The sequence below is a fragment of the Salinivibrio sp. VYel1 genome, assembly GCF_009377945.1.
Taxonomy (GTDB): Bacteria; Pseudomonadota; Gammaproteobacteria; order Enterobacterales; family Vibrionaceae; genus Salinivibrio; species Salinivibrio siamensis.
This window is the reverse complement of record NZ_RSAM01000001.1, coordinates 484,703-505,531: the sequence shown is the minus strand read 5'-3', so window position 1 is coordinate 505,531 and position 20,829 is coordinate 484,703. Positions and strand designations below refer to the sequence as shown.

20 protein-coding genes and 1 riboswitch are annotated in these 20,829 nt (G+C 51.0%); of the genes, 12 read left to right on the top strand and 8 right to left on the bottom strand.

The genetic code is table 11. The annotated features are described in order from the left end of the window. Positions 1 to 35 precede the first annotated feature (35 nt). The 3 genes from EHW58_RS02215 to thiD all read left to right on the top strand — a co-directional run bounded on the left by EHW58_RS02215 (position 36) and on the right by thiD (position 4,750). The gene (locus EHW58_RS02215) at positions 36 to 1,925 is read left to right on the top strand and encodes a PAS domain S-box protein (protein WP_152794393.1); all 1,890 of its coding nucleotides are present in this window, start codon (positions 36 to 38) and stop codon (positions 1,923 to 1,925) included. Next, a complete protein-coding gene (locus tag EHW58_RS02210; protein WP_152794391.1) occupies positions 1,922 to 3,679 on the top strand; it encodes a bifunctional diguanylate cyclase/phosphodiesterase in 1,758 nt (585 codons plus the stop codon). Before EHW58_RS02215 ends, EHW58_RS02210 begins: the two co-directional genes overlap by 4 nt. 54 nt (positions 3,680 to 3,733) lie before the next feature. Then, positions 3,734 to 3,834, top strand: a riboswitch (TPP riboswitch). 61 nt (positions 3,835 to 3,895) lie between these two features. After that, positions 3,896 to 4,750 (top strand): bifunctional hydroxymethylpyrimidine kinase/phosphomethylpyrimidine kinase, encoded by an 855-nt coding sequence (gene thiD, locus EHW58_RS02205; RefSeq protein ID WP_152794389.1) that lies wholly within the window; start codon positions 3,896 to 3,898, stop codon positions 4,748 to 4,750. Positions 4,751 to 4,865: 115 nt separating this feature from the next. On the opposite strand, the gene EHW58_RS02200 is transcribed toward thiD, so the two are convergent. After that, positions 4,866 to 5,891 carry a potassium channel family protein gene (locus tag EHW58_RS02200; RefSeq protein WP_046075602.1) on the bottom strand — a complete coding sequence of 342 codons (1,026 nt, stop codon included), beginning with the start codon at positions 5,889 to 5,891 and terminating at the stop codon, positions 4,866 to 4,868. Positions 5,892 to 6,064: 173 nt separating this feature from the next. Here EHW58_RS02200 and EHW58_RS15945 point away from each other — a divergent pair, with 173 nt between their 5' ends. After that, the gene (locus EHW58_RS15945) at positions 6,065 to 7,165 is read left to right on the top strand and encodes a methyl-accepting chemotaxis protein (RefSeq protein WP_152794387.1); all 1,101 of its coding nucleotides are present in this window, start codon (positions 6,065 to 6,067) and stop codon (positions 7,163 to 7,165) included. 80 nt (positions 7,166 to 7,245) lie between these two features. Further along, positions 7,246 to 8,148: a homocysteine S-methyltransferase family protein gene (locus EHW58_RS02190; RefSeq protein WP_152794385.1), complete on the top strand. Its 903-nt coding sequence runs from the start codon at positions 7,246 to 7,248 to the stop codon at positions 8,146 to 8,148. A gap of 251 nt (positions 8,149 to 8,399) precedes the next feature. On the opposite strand, the gene EHW58_RS02185 is transcribed toward EHW58_RS02190, so the two are convergent. The 3 genes from EHW58_RS02185 to EHW58_RS02175 form a co-directional block, all read right to left on the bottom strand. After that, complete coding sequence (locus EHW58_RS02185) at positions 8,400 to 8,996, bottom strand: hypothetical protein (protein WP_152794383.1); 597 nt, start codon at positions 8,994 to 8,996, stop codon at positions 8,400 to 8,402. 104 nt (positions 8,997 to 9,100) lie between these two features. Beyond that, positions 9,101 to 9,997 (bottom strand): hypothetical protein, encoded by an 897-nt coding sequence (locus EHW58_RS02180; protein ID WP_227986264.1) that lies wholly within the window; start codon positions 9,995 to 9,997, stop codon positions 9,101 to 9,103. A gap of 385 nt (positions 9,998 to 10,382) precedes the next feature. Then, a complete protein-coding gene (locus EHW58_RS02175) occupies positions 10,383 to 10,787 on the bottom strand; it encodes a hypothetical protein (RefSeq protein WP_152794381.1) in 405 nt (134 codons plus the stop codon). A gap of 446 nt (positions 10,788 to 11,233) precedes the next feature. Between EHW58_RS02175 and EHW58_RS02170 the strand changes: the two genes are divergently transcribed. From EHW58_RS02170 to EHW58_RS02145, 6 genes are read left to right on the top strand one after another with little or no spacing between them, the layout of a single operon-like run. After that, positions 11,234 to 12,001, top strand: a complete 768-nt coding sequence (locus EHW58_RS02170) for a DUF3450 domain-containing protein (RefSeq protein ID WP_172969929.1) — start codon at positions 11,234 to 11,236, stop codon at positions 11,999 to 12,001. Then, positions 11,998 to 13,347, top strand: a complete 1,350-nt coding sequence (locus tag EHW58_RS02165; protein ID WP_152794377.1) for a MotA/TolQ/ExbB proton channel family protein — start codon at positions 11,998 to 12,000, stop codon at positions 13,345 to 13,347. Before EHW58_RS02170 ends, EHW58_RS02165 begins: the two co-directional genes overlap by 4 nt. Continuing rightward, complete coding sequence (locus tag EHW58_RS02160) at positions 13,344 to 13,892, top strand: MotA/TolQ/ExbB proton channel family protein (protein WP_152794375.1); 549 nt, start codon at positions 13,344 to 13,346, stop codon at positions 13,890 to 13,892. The genes EHW58_RS02165 and EHW58_RS02160 overlap by 4 nt, the downstream gene beginning before the upstream one ends. After that, on the top strand, positions 13,892 to 14,296 hold the full coding sequence (locus EHW58_RS02155; protein ID WP_152794373.1) for a biopolymer transporter ExbD: 405 nt from the start codon (positions 13,892 to 13,894) through the stop codon (positions 14,294 to 14,296). Before EHW58_RS02160 ends, EHW58_RS02155 begins: the two co-directional genes overlap by 1 nt. Continuing rightward, positions 14,296 to 14,928, top strand: a complete 633-nt coding sequence (locus EHW58_RS02150; RefSeq protein ID WP_046075610.1) for an energy transducer TonB — start codon at positions 14,296 to 14,298, stop codon at positions 14,926 to 14,928. The genes EHW58_RS02155 and EHW58_RS02150 overlap by 1 nt, the downstream gene beginning before the upstream one ends. Beyond that, entirely contained in the window at positions 14,928 to 16,100 is a 1,173-nt protein-coding gene (locus EHW58_RS02145) for a lipopolysaccharide assembly protein LapB (protein WP_077638399.1), read from the top strand. Before EHW58_RS02150 ends, EHW58_RS02145 begins: the two co-directional genes overlap by 1 nt. 200 nt (positions 16,101 to 16,300) lie before the next feature. On the opposite strand, the gene EHW58_RS02140 is transcribed toward EHW58_RS02145, so the two are convergent. Together EHW58_RS02140 and soxR are read right to left on the bottom strand one after the other, a co-directional pair. After that, positions 16,301 to 16,513, bottom strand: a complete 213-nt coding sequence (locus EHW58_RS02140; protein WP_069360900.1) for a cold-shock protein — start codon at positions 16,511 to 16,513, stop codon at positions 16,301 to 16,303. A 251-nt stretch (positions 16,514 to 16,764) separates the two neighbouring features. Beyond that, the gene (gene soxR, locus EHW58_RS02135) at positions 16,765 to 17,241 is read right to left on the bottom strand and encodes a redox-sensitive transcriptional activator SoxR (RefSeq protein ID WP_152794371.1); all 477 of its coding nucleotides are present in this window, start codon (positions 17,239 to 17,241) and stop codon (positions 16,765 to 16,767) included. A gap of 98 nt (positions 17,242 to 17,339) precedes the next feature. On the opposite strand from soxR, the gene EHW58_RS02130 reads away from it, so the two are divergent. Next, on the top strand, positions 17,340 to 17,528 hold the full coding sequence (locus EHW58_RS02130; protein WP_046075614.1) for a hypothetical protein: 189 nt from the start codon (positions 17,340 to 17,342) through the stop codon (positions 17,526 to 17,528). Between the two features lie 117 nt (positions 17,529 to 17,645). Here the strand turns inward: EHW58_RS02130 and tkt are convergent, their stop codons facing one another. Further along, a complete protein-coding gene (gene tkt, locus EHW58_RS02125; RefSeq protein WP_077638397.1) occupies positions 17,646 to 19,640 on the bottom strand; it encodes a transketolase in 1,995 nt (664 codons plus the stop codon). A 98-nt stretch (positions 19,641 to 19,738) separates the two neighbouring features. Beyond that, entirely contained in the window at positions 19,739 to 20,689 is a 951-nt protein-coding gene (tal, locus tag EHW58_RS02120; RefSeq protein ID WP_152794369.1) for a transaldolase, read from the bottom strand. Between the last annotated feature and the right edge of the window lie 140 nt (positions 20,690 to 20,829).

Genomic DNA, 20,829 nt, shown 5'->3' with positions numbered 1-20,829 from the left:
ATAGCTGGGGCGTTTTTGTTAGAGGCGGGAACACGATGACGGATCAATCTACCATGGATGGGTGGCGCACGGGCGGCTCGCAGGCTCACTACAAAGCGCTGGTTGACAGTGCGGCCGCCGCCATTTTAGTCATTGATGACCAAGGTATTATCCTTGATGCTAACCCTTTCACGCACACGCTACTTGGCTACGAGCAACAGCAGCTTATCGGCCAGGATGTGGCGTGTTTAATGCCTCCCGAGCATCGAGGCAAGCACGGCCAATACGTAGAAAACTACCTTGCAACCGGTCAGCCCAATGTTATTGGCACAGGGCGGCGCGTGAACGCGCGGCACCGTGATGGGCGCCTGATCCCAATCCATTTGGCGGTGAGCGAAGTGTGGATCGATGAACGACGAGAGTTTATCGGCATTATGTCGGATTTAAGCGCACTCACGCATGCCCAAGCCACTGTTCAGCACGAGCGAAATCGGCTAAAAACCATCATCGATGCCATCGGTAATCCGGTATTTGTTAGAGAATTAGGTGGCCAATATGCGTTGGCAAACCGAGCCTGTTTACAAGCGGTGGGAGCGGATCATGTGAGCCAACTGGCTGACGCATTTGGTCGCGCGCTCCCTGACGGCATGCGCGATACCCTCAATGCACTCGATCACCAATTAACGGTCGACGGTGAGCCTGTACATATTGATGTGACCTTGCGTGACGGCCGGACGTTTAAGTTGGCGAAAACACTGATCCACCATCTTGCCGGAGAGCCTTACGCGATTGTAACGGTGGCGTATGATGCCACACCGCTATTACAAGCGATGCAAGAGGCCGAGCGCGCCAACCAAGCAAAAAGTGACTTCCTATCCGCTATGAGTCACGAGCTACGTACGCCTTTAAATAGTGTGCTGGGGTACGCGCAACTACTACTCAAATCTCCCACTCAGATGCTGGCCGATGATCAGCGCCAGTACGTTGATCATATCCACCAAAGTGGGCGACATTTGCTGGCACTGATCAATGACGTGCTCGATCTGGCCAAAATAGAGGCCGGACAAACAGTGCTTCATCTCACCTGGTACCCTGTTAGCGCATTGGTCAATGATGCCATTCAAACCTTATCGCCGCTGGCAGAGCGACAGAACGTTAGCTTGCAAAATTGTTTGCCTGCGGAGCAAGAGGGAGAGCTTTATGTGGATCCAACGCGGTTTAAGCAAATCTTAATTAACTTACTCAGCAATGCAGTGAAATATAACCATCCACAAGGCAGGGTTTGGGTGGATGCGCACACGCATCACGGCAATCTGACCATGACGGTGAATGATACAGGCATTGGTATTGCCGACGACCAGCTCGACGGCCTTTTCGAGCCCTTTAACCGTTTAGTGGCAGAAGACTCTTTGATAGAAGGCGCGGGGGTTGGGCTGGCCGTCACCTATCAACTGGTGACTCAGATGCAAGGTGAGATCAGGGTTGCGAGTCAACAGGGCAAGGGCAGTGCCTTCTCGGTGACCTTCCCTTATCGCGCGAAGCCACACTCCTCTGAGCCCCTGGTTGCAGAAGCCTCTGACGCGAATATACGCCTCACTCAGCCACACCGTGTGCTTTATATTGACCAAGGCAGTCACCAGCAACGGCTGGTCTCTGATTGCTTTGAGGACTGGCCGCTGTTGACCTTGCACCATGCGCACGATTTTTCGTTGGCTGAAGCGATGACACATAGGCTCGCCCCATCACTTTTTATCATCCATGGTAATGACTTAGCGCGAATGCCCGCACATTGGACGTGCCTGATGGAGCATAAACCGCTGATCATACTTGGGGCGGAAGGGCAAGCCCATTGCAGCGCCGCCACACCACACATACGACTACAGCAGCCCGTATCGTCAACTGCGCTCGCCGCGGCTATTCAATCGTTATTAGAGGACAGGGAATGATAAAGTCACCATCACAAGCGACCATTTTGATCATTGACGATCGCGCGGAAAACATTGACTTACTCACCGCGATGCTTGACCAAGCGGGGTACGTGCATCTGATTGGGCTAACGGACCCCTGTGCTGTGCACGACCACTTGTCGCCGGTGCCCGATCTTATCTTGCTTGATATGCGCATGCCACGGCGCTCGGGACTCATGGTGCTGGATGATCTGAACCAAGCATTGGGGGACCATTGTCCACCCGTCATGGTGCTCACTGCGGATAATGATGTGGGGTTACGTAATCAAGCGCTATGCCGAGGGGCGATAGATTATATCAGCAAGCCGTTTGATTATGACGAAGTGCTTCAGCGTATTCACAACCTACTGCAGTTACAGCTTAAAACATTGAAAGAGCGTGACCAAGCTGCGCGTTTGCAAATGTTGGTGAACAAACAAACCGCCACTTTACGCGCCCTTTCTCTTACCCACCCATTGACAGGTCTCCCCAATCGCCGAGCCTTATTGGATGCAGCGGAGCGACAATTGATGCGAGGGTCGGTGACGGTGTTGATGATTGCGCTTGATGGGATGGAAGCGGTGACGCAGCATCAAGGGCATTTAATGACCGAAGCCCTGTATAAGCACATTGCTGAGCTGCTGGCGAACAGTGCGGTGGCGCGCTCGCATCGAGTGGGGGTTTGGGACAGCTCGAGACTGGTGATGCTGATAGAGGGAGACGGAGAAGAGGCGGTGAAAAAAGCAGCGAGGATTCACCGACTCATCAGTGGTCATCATACCCTCGAAGGGCGACTGATGTTCTTGCATTGCCATATAGGGATCAGCCGTGCTGACTCGGAAAGCGCCGATGTGCCGCAGTTGTTTCGCCAAGCGATCCTGGCTATTCCGACCGATGATCAGGCTGTCGGTGAGTATCAGCCCGAGCTAGACAGTAAAGCGCAGCGAGAGCACTTGATCCGTACTGAGCTAGGCCCGGCCTTGCAAAGCAATCATCTCTCCTTGGTCTATCAACCTAAATGGCGGCTTGATGGGGGCCTGCTGGTGGGCGCAGAAGCACTACTGCGTTGGCAGCATCCAGCCCTAGGGGCGATAAGTCCCGCCGAATTTATTCCCATTGCCGAGCGCAGCGCCGATATGATGCAACTTGGCGATAAAGTACTGGCGATGGCACTGGAGGCGGTGGCGCAATGGCGCGTACAGGGCCTGACTGATGAGCACTTTCATCTGTCAATCAATGTCTCTGCCCAGCAACTCCGGCATGGTTTTGCCGAGAGTGTGCTGGCTCGCTGCCATGCGACAAACACGCCGCCGGCGATTATTCAATTGGAAGTCACGGAATCGGCACTGATTCAGCAAATCTCGGTGGCATTGCGCGAGCTACAACAGCTGCGGGATGCCGGGATGCATATCGCGTTGGATGACTTTGGCACCGGTTACAGCTCGTTAAGTTACCTTAAGCAACTGCCAGTAGACTGGGTTAAACTCGACCGCAGTTTTATTCAAGATTTGGCCACCAACGCCAGTGACAAACACTTGGTGGGTAGCGTGATTGAGTTAGCCCATGGCTTTGGTCATGGCGTGGTTGCCGAAGGGGTGGAAGAAGTCAGCCAGCAGCAGGTGCTACAGACAATTGGCTGCGACCAAGTGCAGGGGTTTTTATATGCGCGGCCGCTTATCCAAGATGGATTCGAACAACTGCTTAAAACCGCCCAACAAGGCAATACGACCATTAACCATTACGAGAATGTGTAAACGCGCCATCAGAAACATCAGACTTGCGCTTTATCATTAAGGTTTATATTCTGACCGTGTTAGTCGGGGAGCAAGTGATTGCTGAGACTGCGAAAGCAGGACCCGTAGAACCTGATCCAGTTAGCACTGGCGGAGGGAACTGACACGTTCAGCACACGAAGTGGCGCATTCTGGCTCGCTTTGTCTCCTTCCGCCCCTGATGATTAAGGGGCCATTATGAACCTATCTCCACCTGTTATTCTTACCATCGCCGGCTCAGACAGCGGTGGCGGTGCTGGCATTCAAGCCGATATCAAAGCGATTTCAGCCACCGGCGGTTATGCGTGCTCGGTGATCACCGCGTTAACCGCGCAAAACACCTGTGGCGTTGAGGCCGTCTCGGCGGTTGATCCTGGTTTTGTCCGTGCCCAGTTAGAGGCCGTCTTGTACGATATGCCGGTGCGTGCAGTGAAAATTGGTATGCTCGCCAACCAAGCGGTTATTCGCGAAGTGGCCGCCGTGCTGGCGCGATCGCCTCACTTACCGGTGATTTTAGATCCCGTGATGGTAGCCACCAGCGGCGATCCTTTGTTGGATGAACACGCCATGACAGCGCTGATTGAAGCGCTGATCCCGCGAGCAACCGTGCTCACCCCCAACCTGCCTGAGGCGGCGCGATTAACCGGTCAGCCTGTTCCCACCTCCATTGAGCAAATGCATGCGTTAGTTCCAGCCCTACGTCGGCTCGGGTGCCCGTATGTGATGCTCAAAGGCGGGCATTTACATCACGCCCCTGAAAGCGTGGATGTGTGGATTAGCCAAGATACCTGTCAAACCCTGAGCGCCCGTCGGGTTGAAACCGTTAATACACACGGCACAGGCTGTTCACTGTCTGCGGCGATGGCCTCTTATTACGCGCAGGGAATGACGCCCGTTGAAGCCGGGCGGGCGGCTAAGCAGTATTTGACAGAGGCTTTAGCGCATAGTCAGCAGTTAAAGGTGGGAAGAGGCGCGGGGCCTGTGCATCATTTTTACGCCTACCCAGTCGAAGCGTGTCATTCTGATGCACAAGAAACCTCGGTGGTCGAATAGACCGTTTTTTCGCGAATAGGGCACGTAAAGCCAGTCCGCCGCCTCCGTCTTGGCGGCGGCGGACTGCTCCGGAAGGGTTAATAGCCAGTGTCGCGTGTGATAAAAGGTGCCCGAATCACGCCGCCGACCAATGCGGTAAACGTTCAGCGGCAATATAGAAAAGGCGATCGCCGGGGGCGACTTCGGTTTGCAAGCTGGGGTTAAGGGTAATGCCCTCACCTTTGTCGATACCAATTAAGGTTGTATCGTATTCATGCTTTAACTGATTGAACAAGGTACCCACATCCGTCGTGCTCGCGTTAGTCGGGTAGCGCGCACAATACTGTGTCATCCCTTGTGCGGTACTCAACAACTCGTGATGCAACTGGCTGGAACCCGGATCAACAGCGGCTTTCGCCAGCATTTCTACGGAAACAGACGGTACACATTCTGCGTGTGGATAGTGTTGTTTGAGTATTTGGCTCAGCGCGTCGTCTTGAAAGTAGGCGAGCAGATGCGCTGACGGATTTTTATGCGCGCAGAACAGGGCCGCTGATAGGGTGATATCGTCTTCTGGGTTGTCGATAATAATGCTCGAAGCACTATCAATCCCCGCACGCGCAATCCCCTCTGCATCGGTAAAGCTGGTGACGCGTACAAATTCCACCTCGCCGGGGAGCGGATTTTCCATTTCGGGACGTACGCAAAGCACAATCGGACGATCGCCATGCACACCGCTTTGTAGTAGACGAATGAGCTGAATGGTGCGTTGACCATTCCAGCCCAACACCAGAATATGATTTTTCACAGTAAGACTCCGTTTTCCTTGTAATCCACGTCGCCAATAATCGACCAACGCACTGGTCACATGCCCAATCACAACGGCGAACAGCCCTAGCCCACCGGGAATAATCCAAAAGGCGGTAATCCACTGTCCTGCTTCTGTTGCGGGCGAATAATCGCCATAGCCGACAGTGGACGCGGTGACCATCAAGTAATAGACATAGCGGCCGAGTGACTGGGTCATCTCAGTTTCACCGGCGCCGTGTAAAAGTAGCCAGCCAATCCCGCCATAGGCGAGTACCACCAACCCCAAAATACGCCCGTTTAAATGCGCGAAGTGGCTGATAATCCAACGTTTAAAAAGCAACCAAAAGGTCATAAATGTTCGCTCATTATTTACAGTGATCGCAGTATGAAGTGATTTGCGTCAGGTTTACAGTGTAAATCAGCTCCTTGCGTCAATGCGATCACACTTTGCTTGGATAATCATACATCAGTGAGATAAACCGCTAAAATATTGTAGGAAGCTTAATTACTTAATGAGGAGTCAGCGTGTTTATATCTCGTCGTCAATTAGAACAAGAGCAGCAAAAACAAGTCGCTCTGCAGCAAAAAATTGAGCAGATTAACCATACCATCGACGCGCTGAATGCAGAGAAAGAGGCATTGCAGGCAGAGTTAGCCACCGTAGAGAAAAAACGCCAAACGGGAAAAGCCATCGACGCCAACTTGTGCCACTTCGGTGACTCAATCAATGCGACGCAATCGTCTCTGGCCACCTTGGCAGACACCATCAACGGTGAAAAAGAACGGGTAACGGACGTGAGCCATCAGGCGGCGTCATGTGCCGAACAAGTCAATGATCTTGCGCGTCATGTGCAGTCGTTATCCGCGCAATGTCAGCAATCGTCAGAAGCAATTCGTGCGCTCGACCAGCATGCCCAAGAGGTGAGCGGTATTGTGAAGTTGATTCGCGATGTCGCCGATCAAACCAATCTTTTAGCGTTAAACGCAGCGATTGAAGCGGCACGTGCCGGTGAGCAGGGTCGAGGGTTTGCGGTGGTTGCCGATGAAGTGCGTAGCTTATCGGAACGCACCGCCAGTGCCACGCAAGATATCACCCAGCTGGTCGAGAAGATTCGCGCTGGGAGTGGGCATGCTTGCACACTCACCGATCAGCTTGCCAGTGACGCGATTGAATATAGCGAGCAAGGCCAACAGGTGGCCGATGCGATGGCCACGCAGAGTGAGCAAGCACAGCATAGCCGTACCACTATTAAAGCCTCTGCGCTGCGTGCTTTTTGTGAACTGGCGAAACTTGACCATATTAGCTTTAAATTTGCGATATACCGCGTCGTGCTGGGTGAAGACAGCATGACCGCGGACGATGTCACCGATCACACCCAATGCCGTCTCGGCCAATGGTATGAACAGGGTGAAGGCCAGCAATATTTCGCGCAGTTGCAAACGTTTAAAGCCATTGCCGCGCCTCACGAGCAAGTGCATACCCACGCGAAAGCAGCGGTGGCAGCGTTTCATGCTCAGCAACCCGAGCAAATGGTCACTGCATTAAAAGAGATGGAAAGCGCCAGTATGACGGTGATTGATAAGCTTGAACATCTCGCGATTGAGGGCAGTGAAGAGGTAGCGTAACAACGGGGTGTTAAATCGATAAGCACATGGTAACCTCAAACTAAACCAAGGATAAATGGCCGAAGGAGGCTGAAGTTACCATGACATCGATAGCGTTACTCGATGGCGGCCTAGGACAAGAAATTTATCAACGTGGGCCGGATGTGAGCTCGAAGCTTTGGTCGGTCGCGGTGATGTTAAAACATGCCAATATTGTCAAAGACGTGCACAAAGACTTTATTCGTGCCGGTGCGAAAACGCATACCCTGAATACCTACCCAGCGACCCCCACGCGTCTGGCCAAAGCGGGATTGAGCGATAAAATAGACATTATTTACCAAAAAGCCTTCGAAGCGCTGCAGCAAGCGGTGGATGAGACAAGCGCCGATGTTGATATTGCCGGCTGTTTGCCGCCGCTGGTGGGCAGTTATCTCGGTCAGCCGCAACGCAGCTTTGAAGACATGAAAGCGGAATTTTCGCACATCGCCCGCTTGCAACCTCACGTGGATGTGTTTTTAATCGAAACCATGACCAACACCCTTGAAGCTCGTGCAGCGTGCGCCGCCGCCCGTGAGCAAGGTAAACCGTTTGGGGTTGCGTTTCGGTTGGAGCCTAATGGCGCACTCCGCTCTGGCGAGTCGCTAGAACAAGCCATGCTCGCGGTCACTGAATATGCACCGACAGCAGTGATGCTCAATTGCTGCGACCCAGAAGTGCTTACCACGGCGATGCCAAAGATGGCGACCCAAGCCGACACTGTGGGCGGCTATGCCAACGCGTTTAAATCGGTAGAAGACATGGCCAAAGGCAGCAAAGCCGATGCCCTGCAAGCGCGGGAAGATCTCTCCCCCTTAGTCCACACCGAACGCGTACAACAGTGGATTGCCGACGGTGCCCTCGTCGTCGGCGGCTGCTGCGAAATCACCCCCGCCCATATCCAACACCTCGCGCACACCCTTGAGCAATCTCACGAGATCATCAAGTTCTCGCAGTTAGCAGATTAACTCGTTCCCACGCGCCGGCGTGGGAATACATAAACCGGCTTGGCCACGCAGTTATGATTGTTGCGTAAACGAAATACCCCGCATAACTTACGTAAGTTATGCGGGGTATTGAATCAAAATCTCAATGCTTTGGTATATGGCGCTCATTTCGACATAACTTAGTTTTGGACAGAAACTCGTTAGATCTAATGCTTTAGAACGTTCCTATTGGATTAGGAAAAGTATGTTGATACCTCGATCATTTTCTATATTTATAAGTATCGAACACCTGACACATTTAAAGGGGATTCTTGCAGTTTTTCACGCAAGCCCTCTTCGATATGGTCTTGATTAGGGTAATATCCATGTTCCTCAATGTCTTTTTCAATTTTTATCGTTGTTTCTATAAACATCTTGAGCAATTCATAGTTAGCACGCCTAAAAGGTTCTGTTCTGACTTTGAGCATATGAGCCAACTTAGCTCTATCATCCAAACCATCAGGCAGTTCTAGATCAACCGTTTCGTGCTTCGTTTTACCGTGGGCGAGCGAATCTCGTAGATCAAAGCATTGCTTAGCGATTTGGTATTCTGTTGTGCCGAGATACGAAGGAAGATTCGCGGCTTTAAATAATCGTCTGTGCGACTGTTTTCGACACTCTTTTATCTCATCCCAGTTTTCTATAAGTATACGTCCATAATGGTTTAACATCGCTTCAATAGAAAATGCTACAAAAGCAATCCCAGTTATTGAATGATGCTCTACCTCCCAATCCTCACTGGAGCGCCTAGCAAGCTCTAAACAGTTTGTAGCAATACGAAAATTATCATATGCAGGACGCGACTCTGTTTTGACACTAGCTGTAACCATAGAAACTCCAGTATAAATATAACGCAAAGTTCATTTCCCGAGTGCTGGCGCGATATTTTGAGAATCAAAAATCGTGACAGGATGAGGTCAATTGGAACGTCTTTTTAAAACTCAACGCCATCTGACATTTCTGACATCAGGCTAATTATTCGTCTATACATTAAAGGAAAAACTAGTGTCTTTATCGTAACTTGAATCGTACCATCATAATCAATATGCCGTTCACTATCTTCTTTAAAGCTGTACGATGATTGTATTACACGAGGAATTAGCAAGCCTAAACTCTTAAATTTTTCTAATCCAGAACAAAACTCAAAATCAAGGTTCCCAATATTTAAATCAATTTCATTTGAATTACCGGATGTTGTATCTGATTCTTGGTGTTCTAATACATAAACTAACTCATCTCTTTCTATATATGAAGTATGGGTTAGATAACCTTTCTTTTTTTCTGCATGAGATAATTCGATCCAACTTTCTATAACACTCGCAATATTTATTATTTCAACATCACTTAATGATTCAGCCACAGAAAAGAATAATTCTTCAAATTCGTCAGAAAGCCGCTTTTCTAAACAAATCTCTGCCGTTAGAAAACCAATAATTCTTGGCCCTATGATCTTTGATTTTGATAAGCTAACACTTCGATAGGCATCGAATACAACCTCACTTCCTATTTCAGTGGAAATAATAGAGTCTATTTCTTGTGCTATTTCAACTTGATTATCACCTAATAATCTACATTCAATAATTTTTGCTTGAAATTCTTCAAAAAACTTCTCCGCTCGGTGCTTAGTCCATCTTTCTATAACATTTGAAGCAAATGACTTAGCAAGTGAACTTGCTATTGATGTTCCTGATTTAAGTACCAAATCCACAAAATTCCACCCTTGATTTTTAACAGTGTCTTTAAAGTAGACATTGTCTTTATAATATTTTTTAGAAAATACAGACACGATAGCAGCAACATACTGTTCTATAGGTCTTATTTTTCCTTGCAATCACAAATTGCAGAACATGTATGTATAGTCTTGATTGCTTAACTAGACTCATAATCTGCCATTGAAAAAAGTAGGTCAAGAACTGACAAAAGGAATCGGTCAATTTTGTCTGGCTAGCTCATATTGGGGCAGTTCTGCGTTACGGTGTTCCCCCAAGCGCGGTACCGGCCAAGAGTATGCCATTGAAATGATGCATAACTTATTAGATCTCCCCAAAGCGCACGAGCCGTTCCTAGCATCACTAGACTTTACCCCCTACACAATAAGCTAAATCGCTGCCCTTAGCATTAAGCCAAGGATAATGACCTCTAGCGTGTATTTTTTGATGATTTTTTCATTTTTACACGCATCTCTTACGTAAGTTATGCCTTTTATCGACTTGCCATTACGCGTCTTTCAACGAGCAAACAAAGGTGGTTAGGCCTTCCTTGGTGAGGAGGTGTAGGCCAAAATCAAGATCAAAATAGTAGACGTACCCTTGGCTCTCTTCGCCAATGCCGAGACAAAATACAGCGTTACCGTAGCTGCCCATAAACGGAAGGATCGCTTCGTTATCGAGATAAGGGACAAAGTTTAGGTATACCTCTTCTAACTCATCTTCGGCAAACACTTCTTCAATTGGTAGTGTGTCGTCGGGAATAGCTTGGTTGACGGCATCGTAATCAGTAAGGTCGACAACCTTATCTAAAAGCTCGCCTTCTTGCTCCCAAACAGGTGCCAGCATGCTCTTGATTGTGGTCGCAATGTTCATCTGTACCTCAAAGCCTTTTTTAGGTGAAGGGTAAGTCATTATGCTATCTGTATTTTTCAGGTTATGTTCTATCACTGCTCGGTCACCAGTGTGCCCGACGCCACCTTTAGCGACTGAGTGAGTGGACATGGCCGTCGCCGGTTAAGTGCGACAGCGCAATGTAAACCAGTACCACGGCACCGGCCATTGCGTAATCCACTGGATCGCTGTAGCCAGTGAGATAACAAGTGGGAACGAGTAAACTGACGTTAGTGAGTCATTGTCACATCGGCGCAGACCATCGTGATGAAATGCACTATCCCGCTTTATAGCACTGTCAGCTTATCGTGACTTGATATGAGTAATATTCCCGCACCACTGGACCTGCTAGGCTAGATTTTTGTCGCTAAACTCGGTACATTGCACGCAAATAGAAACTATTCTCACTTTTATTTGTGGCAAAGCCACATCATCAAAGCATGTTTGCAGATATCACCATGATAAAATTGTCTTCATTTCGGCTCGCGCTAGGCGTTGCGTCCTGTTTGGCGCTGACCCCAGCAGTGAGTGCGGATCAACTCGAAAAGGCGCAAGCGATTGAGGGGAACACTACCCAAGAGGCCGCGCAGTCACAGTCACGGATTAATCGTCATTCTGATAGCAGCTTGGCCATGCGCCAAGAAATTGAGCAGCTACAAGCGCAGATCAGTAACCTGGAAATCTATCGCGATCACTTGCAAAACTTGGTGGTCAATCAGGATAAAGAGGCGACCAGCCTGCGGAATCAAATCGACGAGATTAAAGACACTCGCCAAGGCATCGTGCCTTTAATGTATCGCATGTTGGGTGGGCTCGAGCAGTGGCTTGCCGAGGATATTCCTCTCAAAGCCGATCAACGCCAAGCCCGTTTACAAAAACTGAAAGCCATGATGACCCGTGCCGATGTGGCGGACTCGGAGAAATTCCGTCGTATTCTCGAGGCATACCAGATTGAGCGAGACTATGGCAGCAAGCTTGATGCCTATCAAGATACCGTTGTGCTCAATGGTCGAGATCACCAGGTCGATGTCCTCCATCTGGGCCGTATGTCGCTGGTGGCGCGTAGCTTAGATGGTAAGCAGTATTGGCTGTGGAGTGCCCGCGATGATCAGTGGGTCGCGTTGGATGCGAGTGTCGCGGAAGCGGTGGATAAGGCCTTTGCGGTGGCGCAAAAGCAAATGGCACCGTCATTGTTATCTCTGCCTTTGAGTGCCAACCAAGGGGTGAAATCATGAGCTGGAAAACCCTGATTGCCGCAATCTGTTTTGTCGTCGTTGCGCCTTTTACCCACGCTGATGATCTTGTTGGTCAAACCCAACAGGCGCATCAACAGGCGAGTGAGCATAACCAAGCGCGAGAAGCACAATTCGCGATGACCGAGCGTGAGCTACGTGAGAAGCTCAATCAGCTCAAAGCCACGCGCAACGCGTTAGAGGCGGAAACCGAGAAGCTCAGTGACACCTTCAGCGATAACGAGCAACAACTGGCGTCGTTAGAAGATAAGCTGCGTTTAGAGTCGGGCAGTTTGGGTGAGCTGTTTGGTGTGGTGCGCCAGGCAAGTAAAACCATTCAGACCGACGGGACGTCGAGCTATGTGGCGATCACTCAACCTGCGTTTAATCAAACGGTGGCGGATATTGTTGCCGCCGATACTTTACCCTCGCTCAAGCAGCTTAATAGCCTGTGGCAGGGCATGCTCACGCAAATGCAAACCAGTGGCGAGCTGCAAGCCCTTTCTTTACCTGTGGTGAATGCGCAAGGTGTGTCGGCGGAACAGTCGGTGGTGCGAGTGGGTAACCTAGGCTTGGTGAATGAGCAAGGGTATTTAAACTGGCAATCGGCACGACAAGTGGCCGTTCCCTACCGCGCCCAACCGGATGACACGTTAACATCCGCAAAGCTTGAACAAGCCATCGGCAACGTGGGTGAGACCGTGCTTGTCGATCCATCACGGGGCTTTTTACTCGGACAGCTTGAAAATGCGCCAAGCTTGAGCGACCGCTTTGCGCAGGGTGGCTTCGTCGCCAAAGTGATCGCGGCCTTATTGACTGTCGGCTTGTTAATTGCTCTTTATCGCGGTGCTGTCTTGCTCTCGATTCACGCCAAAATGCATCGCCAGCTTAAACATCCTGAGTCGCCAGAGGATAATCCGCTTGGCCGTGTGCTAAAGGTCTATCATGATGCACCAAAGCGTGATGTGGAATCACTGGAGCTGCGTTTATTGGAAGCGGTGGTGGATGAGCAACAAGGCTGCGAAAAAGGCCTTTCGATGCTAAAACTGCTTGCCGCGTTAGCACCGATGCTCGGCTTGCTGGGGACGGTGACCGGGATGATAGAAACTTTCCAAGTGATCACCCAGTTTGGCAATGGCGACCCGAAAGTGATGGCGGATGGCATCTCGATGGCGTTGGTGACCACAGTGCTTGGTTTGATTGCGGCCATTCCGCTACTGCTGGCGCATAACATCCTCAGTGGGCAAGCTGATCACATTCGCGGCATGCTGGAAAAGCAAAGCATTAGTTTGGTGGCTGAACAAGCTGAAAACAGTGATCAGCGAGCGGAAACCGGACAAGCGGCATGACAGACGTCGAGTTATTCTCACAGCTTGGCCAGCAAGATATTTGGAGCACCTTGCGTCATTTTATGGCGCAAGGTGGGCCCGTGCTTTGGTGGCTCGGTGTGGTGGTATTGGTGTGCTGGGTGTTGGTGATTGAACGCCTGCTATACCTGTATTCACGGTTCCCCGCACAACGTCGCGCGTGGGTTGCGGCGTGGCAAGCGCGTACCGATCACCATTCTTGGCATGCACGCGCCATTCGCCAAGGCTGGTTGTTTCAAGCCCAACAGGATCTCGGCCGTTATCTTGGCTTTATTAAAGCCTTGGTGGCGATTTGTCCGATGTTGGGGCTGTTAGGCACGGTCACGGGGATGATTTCTGTGTTTGATGTCATGGCCAGTCAAGGCACCAGTGAGCCCCGTTTAATGGCCTCAGGTATTTCAATGGCCACCTTACCCACCATGGCAGGTATGGTGGCTGCCTTGGCCGGTATGTTTGCCCATGCCCGTTTAGTTAAAGCCTGTCAGCGTCGTGAAGTCGCGCTGGAGCAGGCGCTTCGGAGTCAGTAATGCGATTGATTCGAGCCCAAAGACAGCGCGAGGAAGCGCAGGTTGATTTAACCTCCATGTTGGACATTGTGTTCATCATGCTGATCTTTTTTATCGTCACTAGCTCGTTTGTGCGCGAGTCTGGCGTGGAAGTAAACCGTCCGGAAGCCAGCCACTCAACCAGCCAAAAAGAGGCGGGTATTTTTGTCGCGGTCACCGCCTCGAATGAGGTGTACATTGATAAGCGTCTTGTCGATGTGGAACGTGTGGAAGCGACCCTTGAACACCTGTTGCTCGATAAGCCTGACGCTTCGCTGGTGATTCAAGCCGATGAGCTGGCCTACAATGGCACCGTGGTTGAAGTGATGGACGCGGCGAAAGGTGCCGGCATTGGTAGCATTGCGTTGGCCACGGAGTCGCCGTAATGAAGCGATGGCTAATCTCATTGCCGGCGGCGTTGGTCTTTACGCTTGGCCTGTTTATGTTGATGGCGTTGATGGTCGGACAGTCGTCTCAGCGACCTCAGGAGACGCCTTCCTCGGTAAGCATTGATATTTTCATGCAAGAGCCGGATACCGAGGTACAACGCCGCCAACGCAGTGTGCCGGAGCGCCCGACACCGCCTGAGGTGCCCGATCCACCGACGCCGGTCACGCAAACGCAGACACAATCCAGCGCGGCGCCACAACCGGATATGCCTAACTTGAATGTGCAAAGCAATATTCAAGGGGTGATGGTGCAAGCCCCGTCGCTAGGCGATTTAAATGTCAGCACTGGGCCGAACAATCAGCAGGCGATGCCGCTATTTCGGGTCGAGCCCAACTATCCACCACGCGCCATGCGCCGTGGCCTAGAGGGATTTGTGGTGGTGAGCTTTACCATTAGCCCCTCGGGACGTCCACAAGATTTGACGGTGGTCGATGCGAACCCGCCACGTGTTTTTGAGCGAGAGGCGTTACGCGCGCTTCGAAAATGGAAATATGAGCCGAAAGTGGTTAACGGAGAAGCCGTGGCCCAACCCGGTCAACAGGTGAAACTGGAGTTTAACTTACGCTAATGTTTAAACGACTCATTGTTACCTTAGTATTGTTCACCGCGCTGCCAGTCGCTGCCCAGCTGTCACCCTCGGTGGCACGCTCGATTGAAAAAGCACAAACGTTAGAGCAAGACGCCAAACTGGGGGAGGCGATTGCCGTGCTCGAAGCGCTGTCTGCTGAACGCGCCTACGATAAAGCGTTTGTCGATCGCGCGTTGGGGGTGTTCTATTGGCAATATGGTAATAACGACAAGGCGATCGTCCATATTCAACGTGCGGTTGACAGTGAACAGTTGCAAGATGCGCAAGCCTGGCAAACCAAGCGTATGCTCGCTGATTTATTGTTGATTGATGGTCAATATGCCGCTGCACTTCAATACTACTATCCGCTGGCGCGTTCGGTTCCCAAAGAGAAATCGGATCAAGCGGAAGACGTATGGCTGCGGATTATGCAGGCGCACTATCAGCGTGAACAATGGAGCCAGGTATTAAACGCCTATCCGGCGTATCAGGGCGTAGTAAAAAATAGCGCCAGCGTGTCAGCGCTGTCATTGAAGTTGGGAGCGCAGCTACAACTTGAACAATGGCGCGGGGCGACACCGACGCTTAAAGCATTGTTGAAGCTCGAGCCTGACAATAAGCAATGGTGGCGCCAATTGGCGGCCAACTATGTGCGCTTGGAGCAGCCAAAAGAGGCGATCAGCACCTATTTGCTCGCCAAGCGAAAAGGGATAGCGCTTGAACCGAGTGAGCAGCGCACGGTGGCGCAGTTGTATGCCAATGTCGGCGTCCCCGAGCGGGCAGCGAAGTGGCTCAAACGCTTGCCTGAGAACGAGCAAGATGCGCAAACGCTCGCGCAGCAAGCAAGCTTATGGCAGCAAGCGCGAGAATGGCCTCAAGCGGTTTCAGCTTGGCGTTTAGCCGCACAAAAAGACCGTCAGTACCATTGGCAATTGGCGTTAATGCAAATTCAGCAAGGCGACTATCAGCAAGCACTTACTTCGCTTGATAAAGCGGGTAAAGGGGCATCTGCTAAAGAGATAGCGCTGACAAAAGTGCGCGCCTACTACAAACTGAAGCAGTTTGACCAGGCCCTTGAGCAAGCACGCATTGCTAAAAAGATTGCCCCTGATGAGGCGGTAGAGAGCTGGTTAACGTTTTTGAAAAAGCGTCAGACAATGCAGCGAGGCTGATTAAGTCACAGGTAGCGAGTGACTCTTGGTCGGTTACTCTGATAAAAAGCCCCAGCTTGGTGCAACACCAGATAGCCGGGGCTTTTTTGTGAAAACGTGTTGCGTCTATCGTTTGCCATCCGCTGTGTTGATCACGTTCGCCAAACTATAGGCACAAAAAAAGGGCGCCTGAGCGCCCTCTATCAATCAGGTCTGATTTCTTATGCTACAGAAACGTCAGAAGCCTGTGGGCCTTTTTGGCCTTGCTCAACGGTGAAGTTCACACGCTGGCCTTCAGTTAGGGTTTTGAAACCTTCGCCAACGATCGCACGGAAGTGTACAAACACGTCTTTTTCGCCGTTGTCACGAGTGATGAAACCGAAACCTTTCTCTTCGTTAAACCACTTTACGATACCAGTTGCTTGATTAGACATAATCATTCTCTCTTAAATTACAAAAAATAGGATAGCTTTGAACGGAGTCGATGAAATGTCTAAAAGCGAAAGCGGGTAACGTTAGAAACTCTATAATATTGATAATAGCGTAGCTTATGTTGACTTTTACTTGATGTATCATTGATGCTCCATGTTCCAGAGCTGTCACCACCATACAGCATTCCACTCACATGTAAAGCGTTGTGAGTATTTTTATTTAATCGTTGGGTGAAGCGTTGCGACTGGGCTATTTATCGCCCCTGTCCCCATGCTTTTAATAGCTGGCTAACGCCCAAGTCCGGGTGATTCAACACGTTGTCATCTTGGGTTACTTCACCAACCACATCATTGGGGTTATAGAGCGAGCAGGTTTTCATTGATAGGCAGCCACAGCCAATGCAGCCACTTAAATTGGCCTGTAACTGCTGTAAGCGTGCGATTTGCTCATCAAGGGTGGCATCCCAGCGCTGTGCCATATCACGCCATTGCTCTTTGGTGGGAGCGCGGTGAGAGGGCAGTTCACTTAATGCTTCGCCTATCTCTTCAAGTGAGAGCCCCACATGTTGTGCGGCTTTAATCACCGCGAGGCGGCGAAGGACGGCGCGGTCGTAGCGGCGTTGATTGCCCGCATTACGCCAACTGGTGATCAAGCCTTTTTGCTCGTAAAAATGCAGGGTAGACACCTTTAACCCCGCGCGTTTTGCCACTTGCCCAACGCTCATTTCCATCTTTTTTCACCTTTTTCTGCCACTCCTTGTTTACCTCAATATAACTTGAGGTTTTATCCTGACTAGCATCTTCACAACACAATGAGAGGGGAATCACGATGAAAGAAATGAAAGCGGGCGTTACCTCAATGTTATTGGCGATTATCCAAGGTGTTCAAGGGCGAGTTGGTACGAGCCGTAAACCGAAAGCAGTGCCAATCGCATCGATGCCAGCCCACCTTCAAAATGACATAGGGGTGGATACTCTGGATGCTAATGTGCGTCCCTCGGCGAGTCGCTTTCTATAAGCGCGCTGCATCTGTCGCTGTTACAGCATGGGTTGCAGGATGCGAGAAGCGAGGGTAGAAAAAAGGCCAGTCATTGCTGACTGGCCTTCGCAGAATTAACGTGCCGTAGAGATGCGATTAAGCGAGCAACTCTTCAGCGGTGTTAACCACGTTTTCAACGGTAAAGCCGAACATCTTGAATAGCTCGTCAGCCGGTGCGGACTCACCGAAGGTGGTCATACCGACAACGCGGCCGTCTAGACCCACGTACTTGTACCAGTAGTCGGCGATACCCGCTTCAATGGCGATACGTGCTGTTACGTCTGATGGCAGCACGGACTCACGGTAGGCGGCGTCTTGCTTATCGAACAAGTCAGTGCTTGGCATAGAGACGACACGCACTTGCTTGCCGGCGTCGTTCAGTTTCGCAGCTGACTCCATCGCCAATTCGACTTCCGAGCCCGTCGCAATCAAGATCAGATCAGGCTTGCCTGCTGAGTCTTTTAGGATGTAGCCGCCTTTGGCAATGTTAGCCAATTGTGCGTCATCACGCTCTTGCTGAGCCAGGCCTTGGCGAGAGAACACGAGGGCACTTGGGCCGTCTTTACGCTCAACCGCTGCTTTCCACGCGACCGCGGATTCAACTTGGTCACACGGACGCCACATGCTCATATTCGGCGTTTGGCGCAACGTGGCCATTTGCTCAACTGGCTGGTGAGTTGGACCATCTTCACCTAGGCCAATCGAGTCGTGGGTATACACTTGAATATTCTGCACCTTCATCAGGGCAGCCATACGCATCGCGTTACGTGCGTACTCCATAAAGATCAGGAAGGTCGCACCGTAAGGCACAAAACCGCCGTGCAGGGCAATACCGTTGATAATGGCGGTCATACCAAATTCACGCACACCGTAGTGCAGGTAGTTACCGCTGGCATCGTCGGCACTGATCGCTTTCGAGCCTGACCACATGGTCAAGTTAGACGGTGCCAAGTCAGCAGAGCCACCGAGCAGTTCTGGCAGTAGCTTGCCGAACGCTTCTAACACGTTTTGTGATGCTTTACGTGATGCGATTTTGGCTGGGTTAGCTTGCAGATCGGCAATCAGCTTTTGCGTTTCGCTGTCCCAGTTGCTGGGCAGCTCACCCTTCATGCGACGAGTAAACTCAGCGGCTAGCTCAGGGTATTGTGCTTGATAGGCGGCAAACTTCTCGTTCCATGCGGCTTCTTTGGCCGCACCGGCTTCTTTGGCATCCCACTGTGCGTAAATATCTTGTGGGATCTCAAATGGGCCATGCTCCCAACCGAGGAATTCACGCGCGGCTTGGACTTCATCATCACCCAGTGGTGCACCGTGGCAGTCGTGGCTGCCCGCTTTATTGGGTGAGCCGTAACCGATGGTGGTCTTGGTGCAGATCAATGTCGGCTTGCCGGTTTCCGCTTTTGCCGCGTCAATGGCTGCTTGAATAGCCGCCGAATCATGGCCATCTACTGCAGGGATTACGTGCCAGCCATAAGATTCAAAGCGTTTCGCGGTATCGTCAGAGAACCAACCTTCAACATGACCATCGATAGAAATGCCGTTGTCATCCCAGAAGGCGATCAGCTTGCCCAGGCCTAGGGTGCCGGCGAGTGAGCATGCTTCGTGTGAGATACCTTCCATCAAGCAGCCATCACCCAAGAATGCGTAGGTGTGGTGATCGACGATGTCGTGGCCGTCGCGGTTAAATTGCGCCGCGAGCGATTTCTCTGCCACTGCCATGCCCACCGCATTAGTGATGCCCTGGCCGAGTGGACCTGTGGTGGTTTCAATACCCGGTGCGTAACCATATTCAGGGTGGCCTGGGGTATTCGAGTGCAATTGACGGAACTGTTTAAGATCGTCAATCGATACGCCATACCCGGTCAGGTGCAGTAGCGAATAAATCAGCATAGAGCCGTGGCCGTTTGACAGTACGAAACGGTCACGGTTGGCCCAATCTGGGTTTTGTGGGTTGTGGTTCATGTGGTCGCGCCACAAGACTTCGGCGATATCAGCCATGCCCATTGGGGCGCCTGGGTGACCAGATTTGGCTTTTTGAACACCGTCCATCGCAAGGGCGCGGATGGCGTTAGCTAGCATTTTGCGTTCCATGTGTTTACCTACAGGTTGAACAGGTGAAATAGGGTCAAACAGTATCATAAAAGCGGACTGAGCCGCTTTTATTGTGTTAAATCACGCTTTGTGTTGGATCACAATTGTTCGCGAATCATGTCTTCAAGCTTGCCTTGGTCTACCGCAAAATTGCGGATACCCTCAGCGAGCTTTTCAACGGCCATCGCGTCTTGGTTGTGCTCCCACAAGAATTCAGCATGCGTCATACGCGCTGGGCGCTGCTCGGTGGCCCCCGCGTCTTTTAGCTTAACAGGCACGTCACCGTCGGCGTCGCTAAGCTCTTGCAGCAATTGTGGGCTGATGGTGAGACGGTCGCAGCCAGCAAGCTCTAGAATTTCGCCTGTGTTACGGAAGCTTGCGCCCATCACGACGGTGTCGTAGCCGTGAGCTTTGTAGTAGTTGTAAATGGTGGTGACAGATTTAACGCCTGGGTCTTCTGCCGCCTCGAAATCACGGCCTTCTCTGGCTTTGTACCAATCCATGATGCGGCCCACAAACGGAGAAATCAGGTAAGCGCCCGCTTCGGCACAGGCACGTGCTTGTGCGAATGAGAACAAAAGCGTCAGGTTACAGTTGATCCCTTCTTTTTCCAGGATTTCTGCCGCACGGATACCTTCCCAAGTTGACGCCAGTTTGATCAGAATGCGCTCGTTGCTGATCCCAGCTTCGTTATACATGCTGATAAGCTTGCGCGCTTTGGCAACACTGGCTTCTGTGTCATACGACAAACGTGCGTCTACCTCGGTAGAGATACGGCCAGGGATCACATTGAGAATTTCTTTACCAATGTTGACGGCGAGACGGTCACAGGTATCGGCAACCTGTTGGTCTGCATCGCTACTATGTGATTTTGCATAGGCAATGGCTTCCTCGATCAGCGGCGCATATTCTTTAATTTGCGCGGCTTTGAGGATCAGAGAAGGGTTAGTTGTGGCATCTTGCGGTTGATATTTTTTAATCGCTTCGATGTCGCCTGTGTCAGCGACCACTGTGGTTAGGGCACGGAGTTGATCCAGTTTGTTGCTCATCTTCACTCACCTTCTTTACGTGGTAGGCCCAGACGCCGTGTGACGTGCTAACGCTTGCTCTGAATATGAACAGATGCAACGCGTCTGAGCAAATGATGTGACGATCTTTGAGTTTTTTACGTCACTTGTCAATTGTATTG

Bases quoted from the DNA above. Each gene is read 5' to 3' on its own strand.
- EHW58_RS02185 (WP_152794383.1), bottom strand. From the start codon at position 8,996: ATGGTTACAGCTAGTGTCAAAACAGAGTCGCGTCCTGCATATGATAAT.
- EHW58_RS02215 (WP_152794393.1), top strand. From the start codon at position 36: ATGACGGATCAATCTACCATGGATGGGTGGCGCACGGGCGGCTCGCAG.
- EHW58_RS02175 (WP_152794381.1), bottom strand. From the start codon at position 10,787: ATGACTTACCCTTCACCTAAAAAAGGCTTTGAGGTACAGATGAACATT.
- thiD (WP_152794389.1), top strand. From the start codon at position 3,896: ATGAACCTATCTCCACCTGTTATTCTTACCATCGCCGGCTCAGACAGC.
- tal (WP_152794369.1), bottom strand. From the start codon at position 20,689: ATGAGCAACAAACTGGATCAACTCCGTGCCCTAACCACAGTGGTCGCT.
- EHW58_RS02165 (WP_152794377.1), top strand. From the start codon at position 11,998: ATGAGCTGGAAAACCCTGATTGCCGCAATCTGTTTTGTCGTCGTTGCG.
- EHW58_RS02155 (WP_152794373.1), top strand. From the start codon at position 13,892: ATGCGATTGATTCGAGCCCAAAGACAGCGCGAGGAAGCGCAGGTTGAT.
- EHW58_RS02145 (WP_077638399.1), top strand. From the start codon at position 14,928: ATGTTTAAACGACTCATTGTTACCTTAGTATTGTTCACCGCGCTGCCA.
- tkt (WP_077638397.1), bottom strand. From the start codon at position 19,640: ATGGAACGCAAAATGCTAGCTAACGCCATCCGCGCCCTTGCGATGGAC.
- EHW58_RS02160 (WP_152794375.1), top strand. From the start codon at position 13,344: ATGACAGACGTCGAGTTATTCTCACAGCTTGGCCAGCAAGATATTTGG.
- EHW58_RS02190 (WP_152794385.1), top strand. From the start codon at position 7,246: ATGACATCGATAGCGTTACTCGATGGCGGCCTAGGACAAGAAATTTAT.
- EHW58_RS02200 (WP_046075602.1), bottom strand. From the start codon at position 5,891: ATGACCTTTTGGTTGCTTTTTAAACGTTGGATTATCAGCCACTTCGCG.
- EHW58_RS02140 (WP_069360900.1), bottom strand. From the start codon at position 16,513: ATGTCTAATCAAGCAACTGGTATCGTAAAGTGGTTTAACGAAGAGAAA.
- soxR (WP_152794371.1), bottom strand. From the start codon at position 17,241: ATGGAAATGAGCGTTGGGCAAGTGGCAAAACGCGCGGGGTTAAAGGTG.
- EHW58_RS02150 (WP_046075610.1), top strand. From the start codon at position 14,296: ATGAAGCGATGGCTAATCTCATTGCCGGCGGCGTTGGTCTTTACGCTT.
- EHW58_RS02210 (WP_152794391.1), top strand. From the start codon at position 1,922: ATGATAAAGTCACCATCACAAGCGACCATTTTGATCATTGACGATCGC.
- EHW58_RS02130 (WP_046075614.1), top strand. From the start codon at position 17,340: ATGAAAGAAATGAAAGCGGGCGTTACCTCAATGTTATTGGCGATTATC.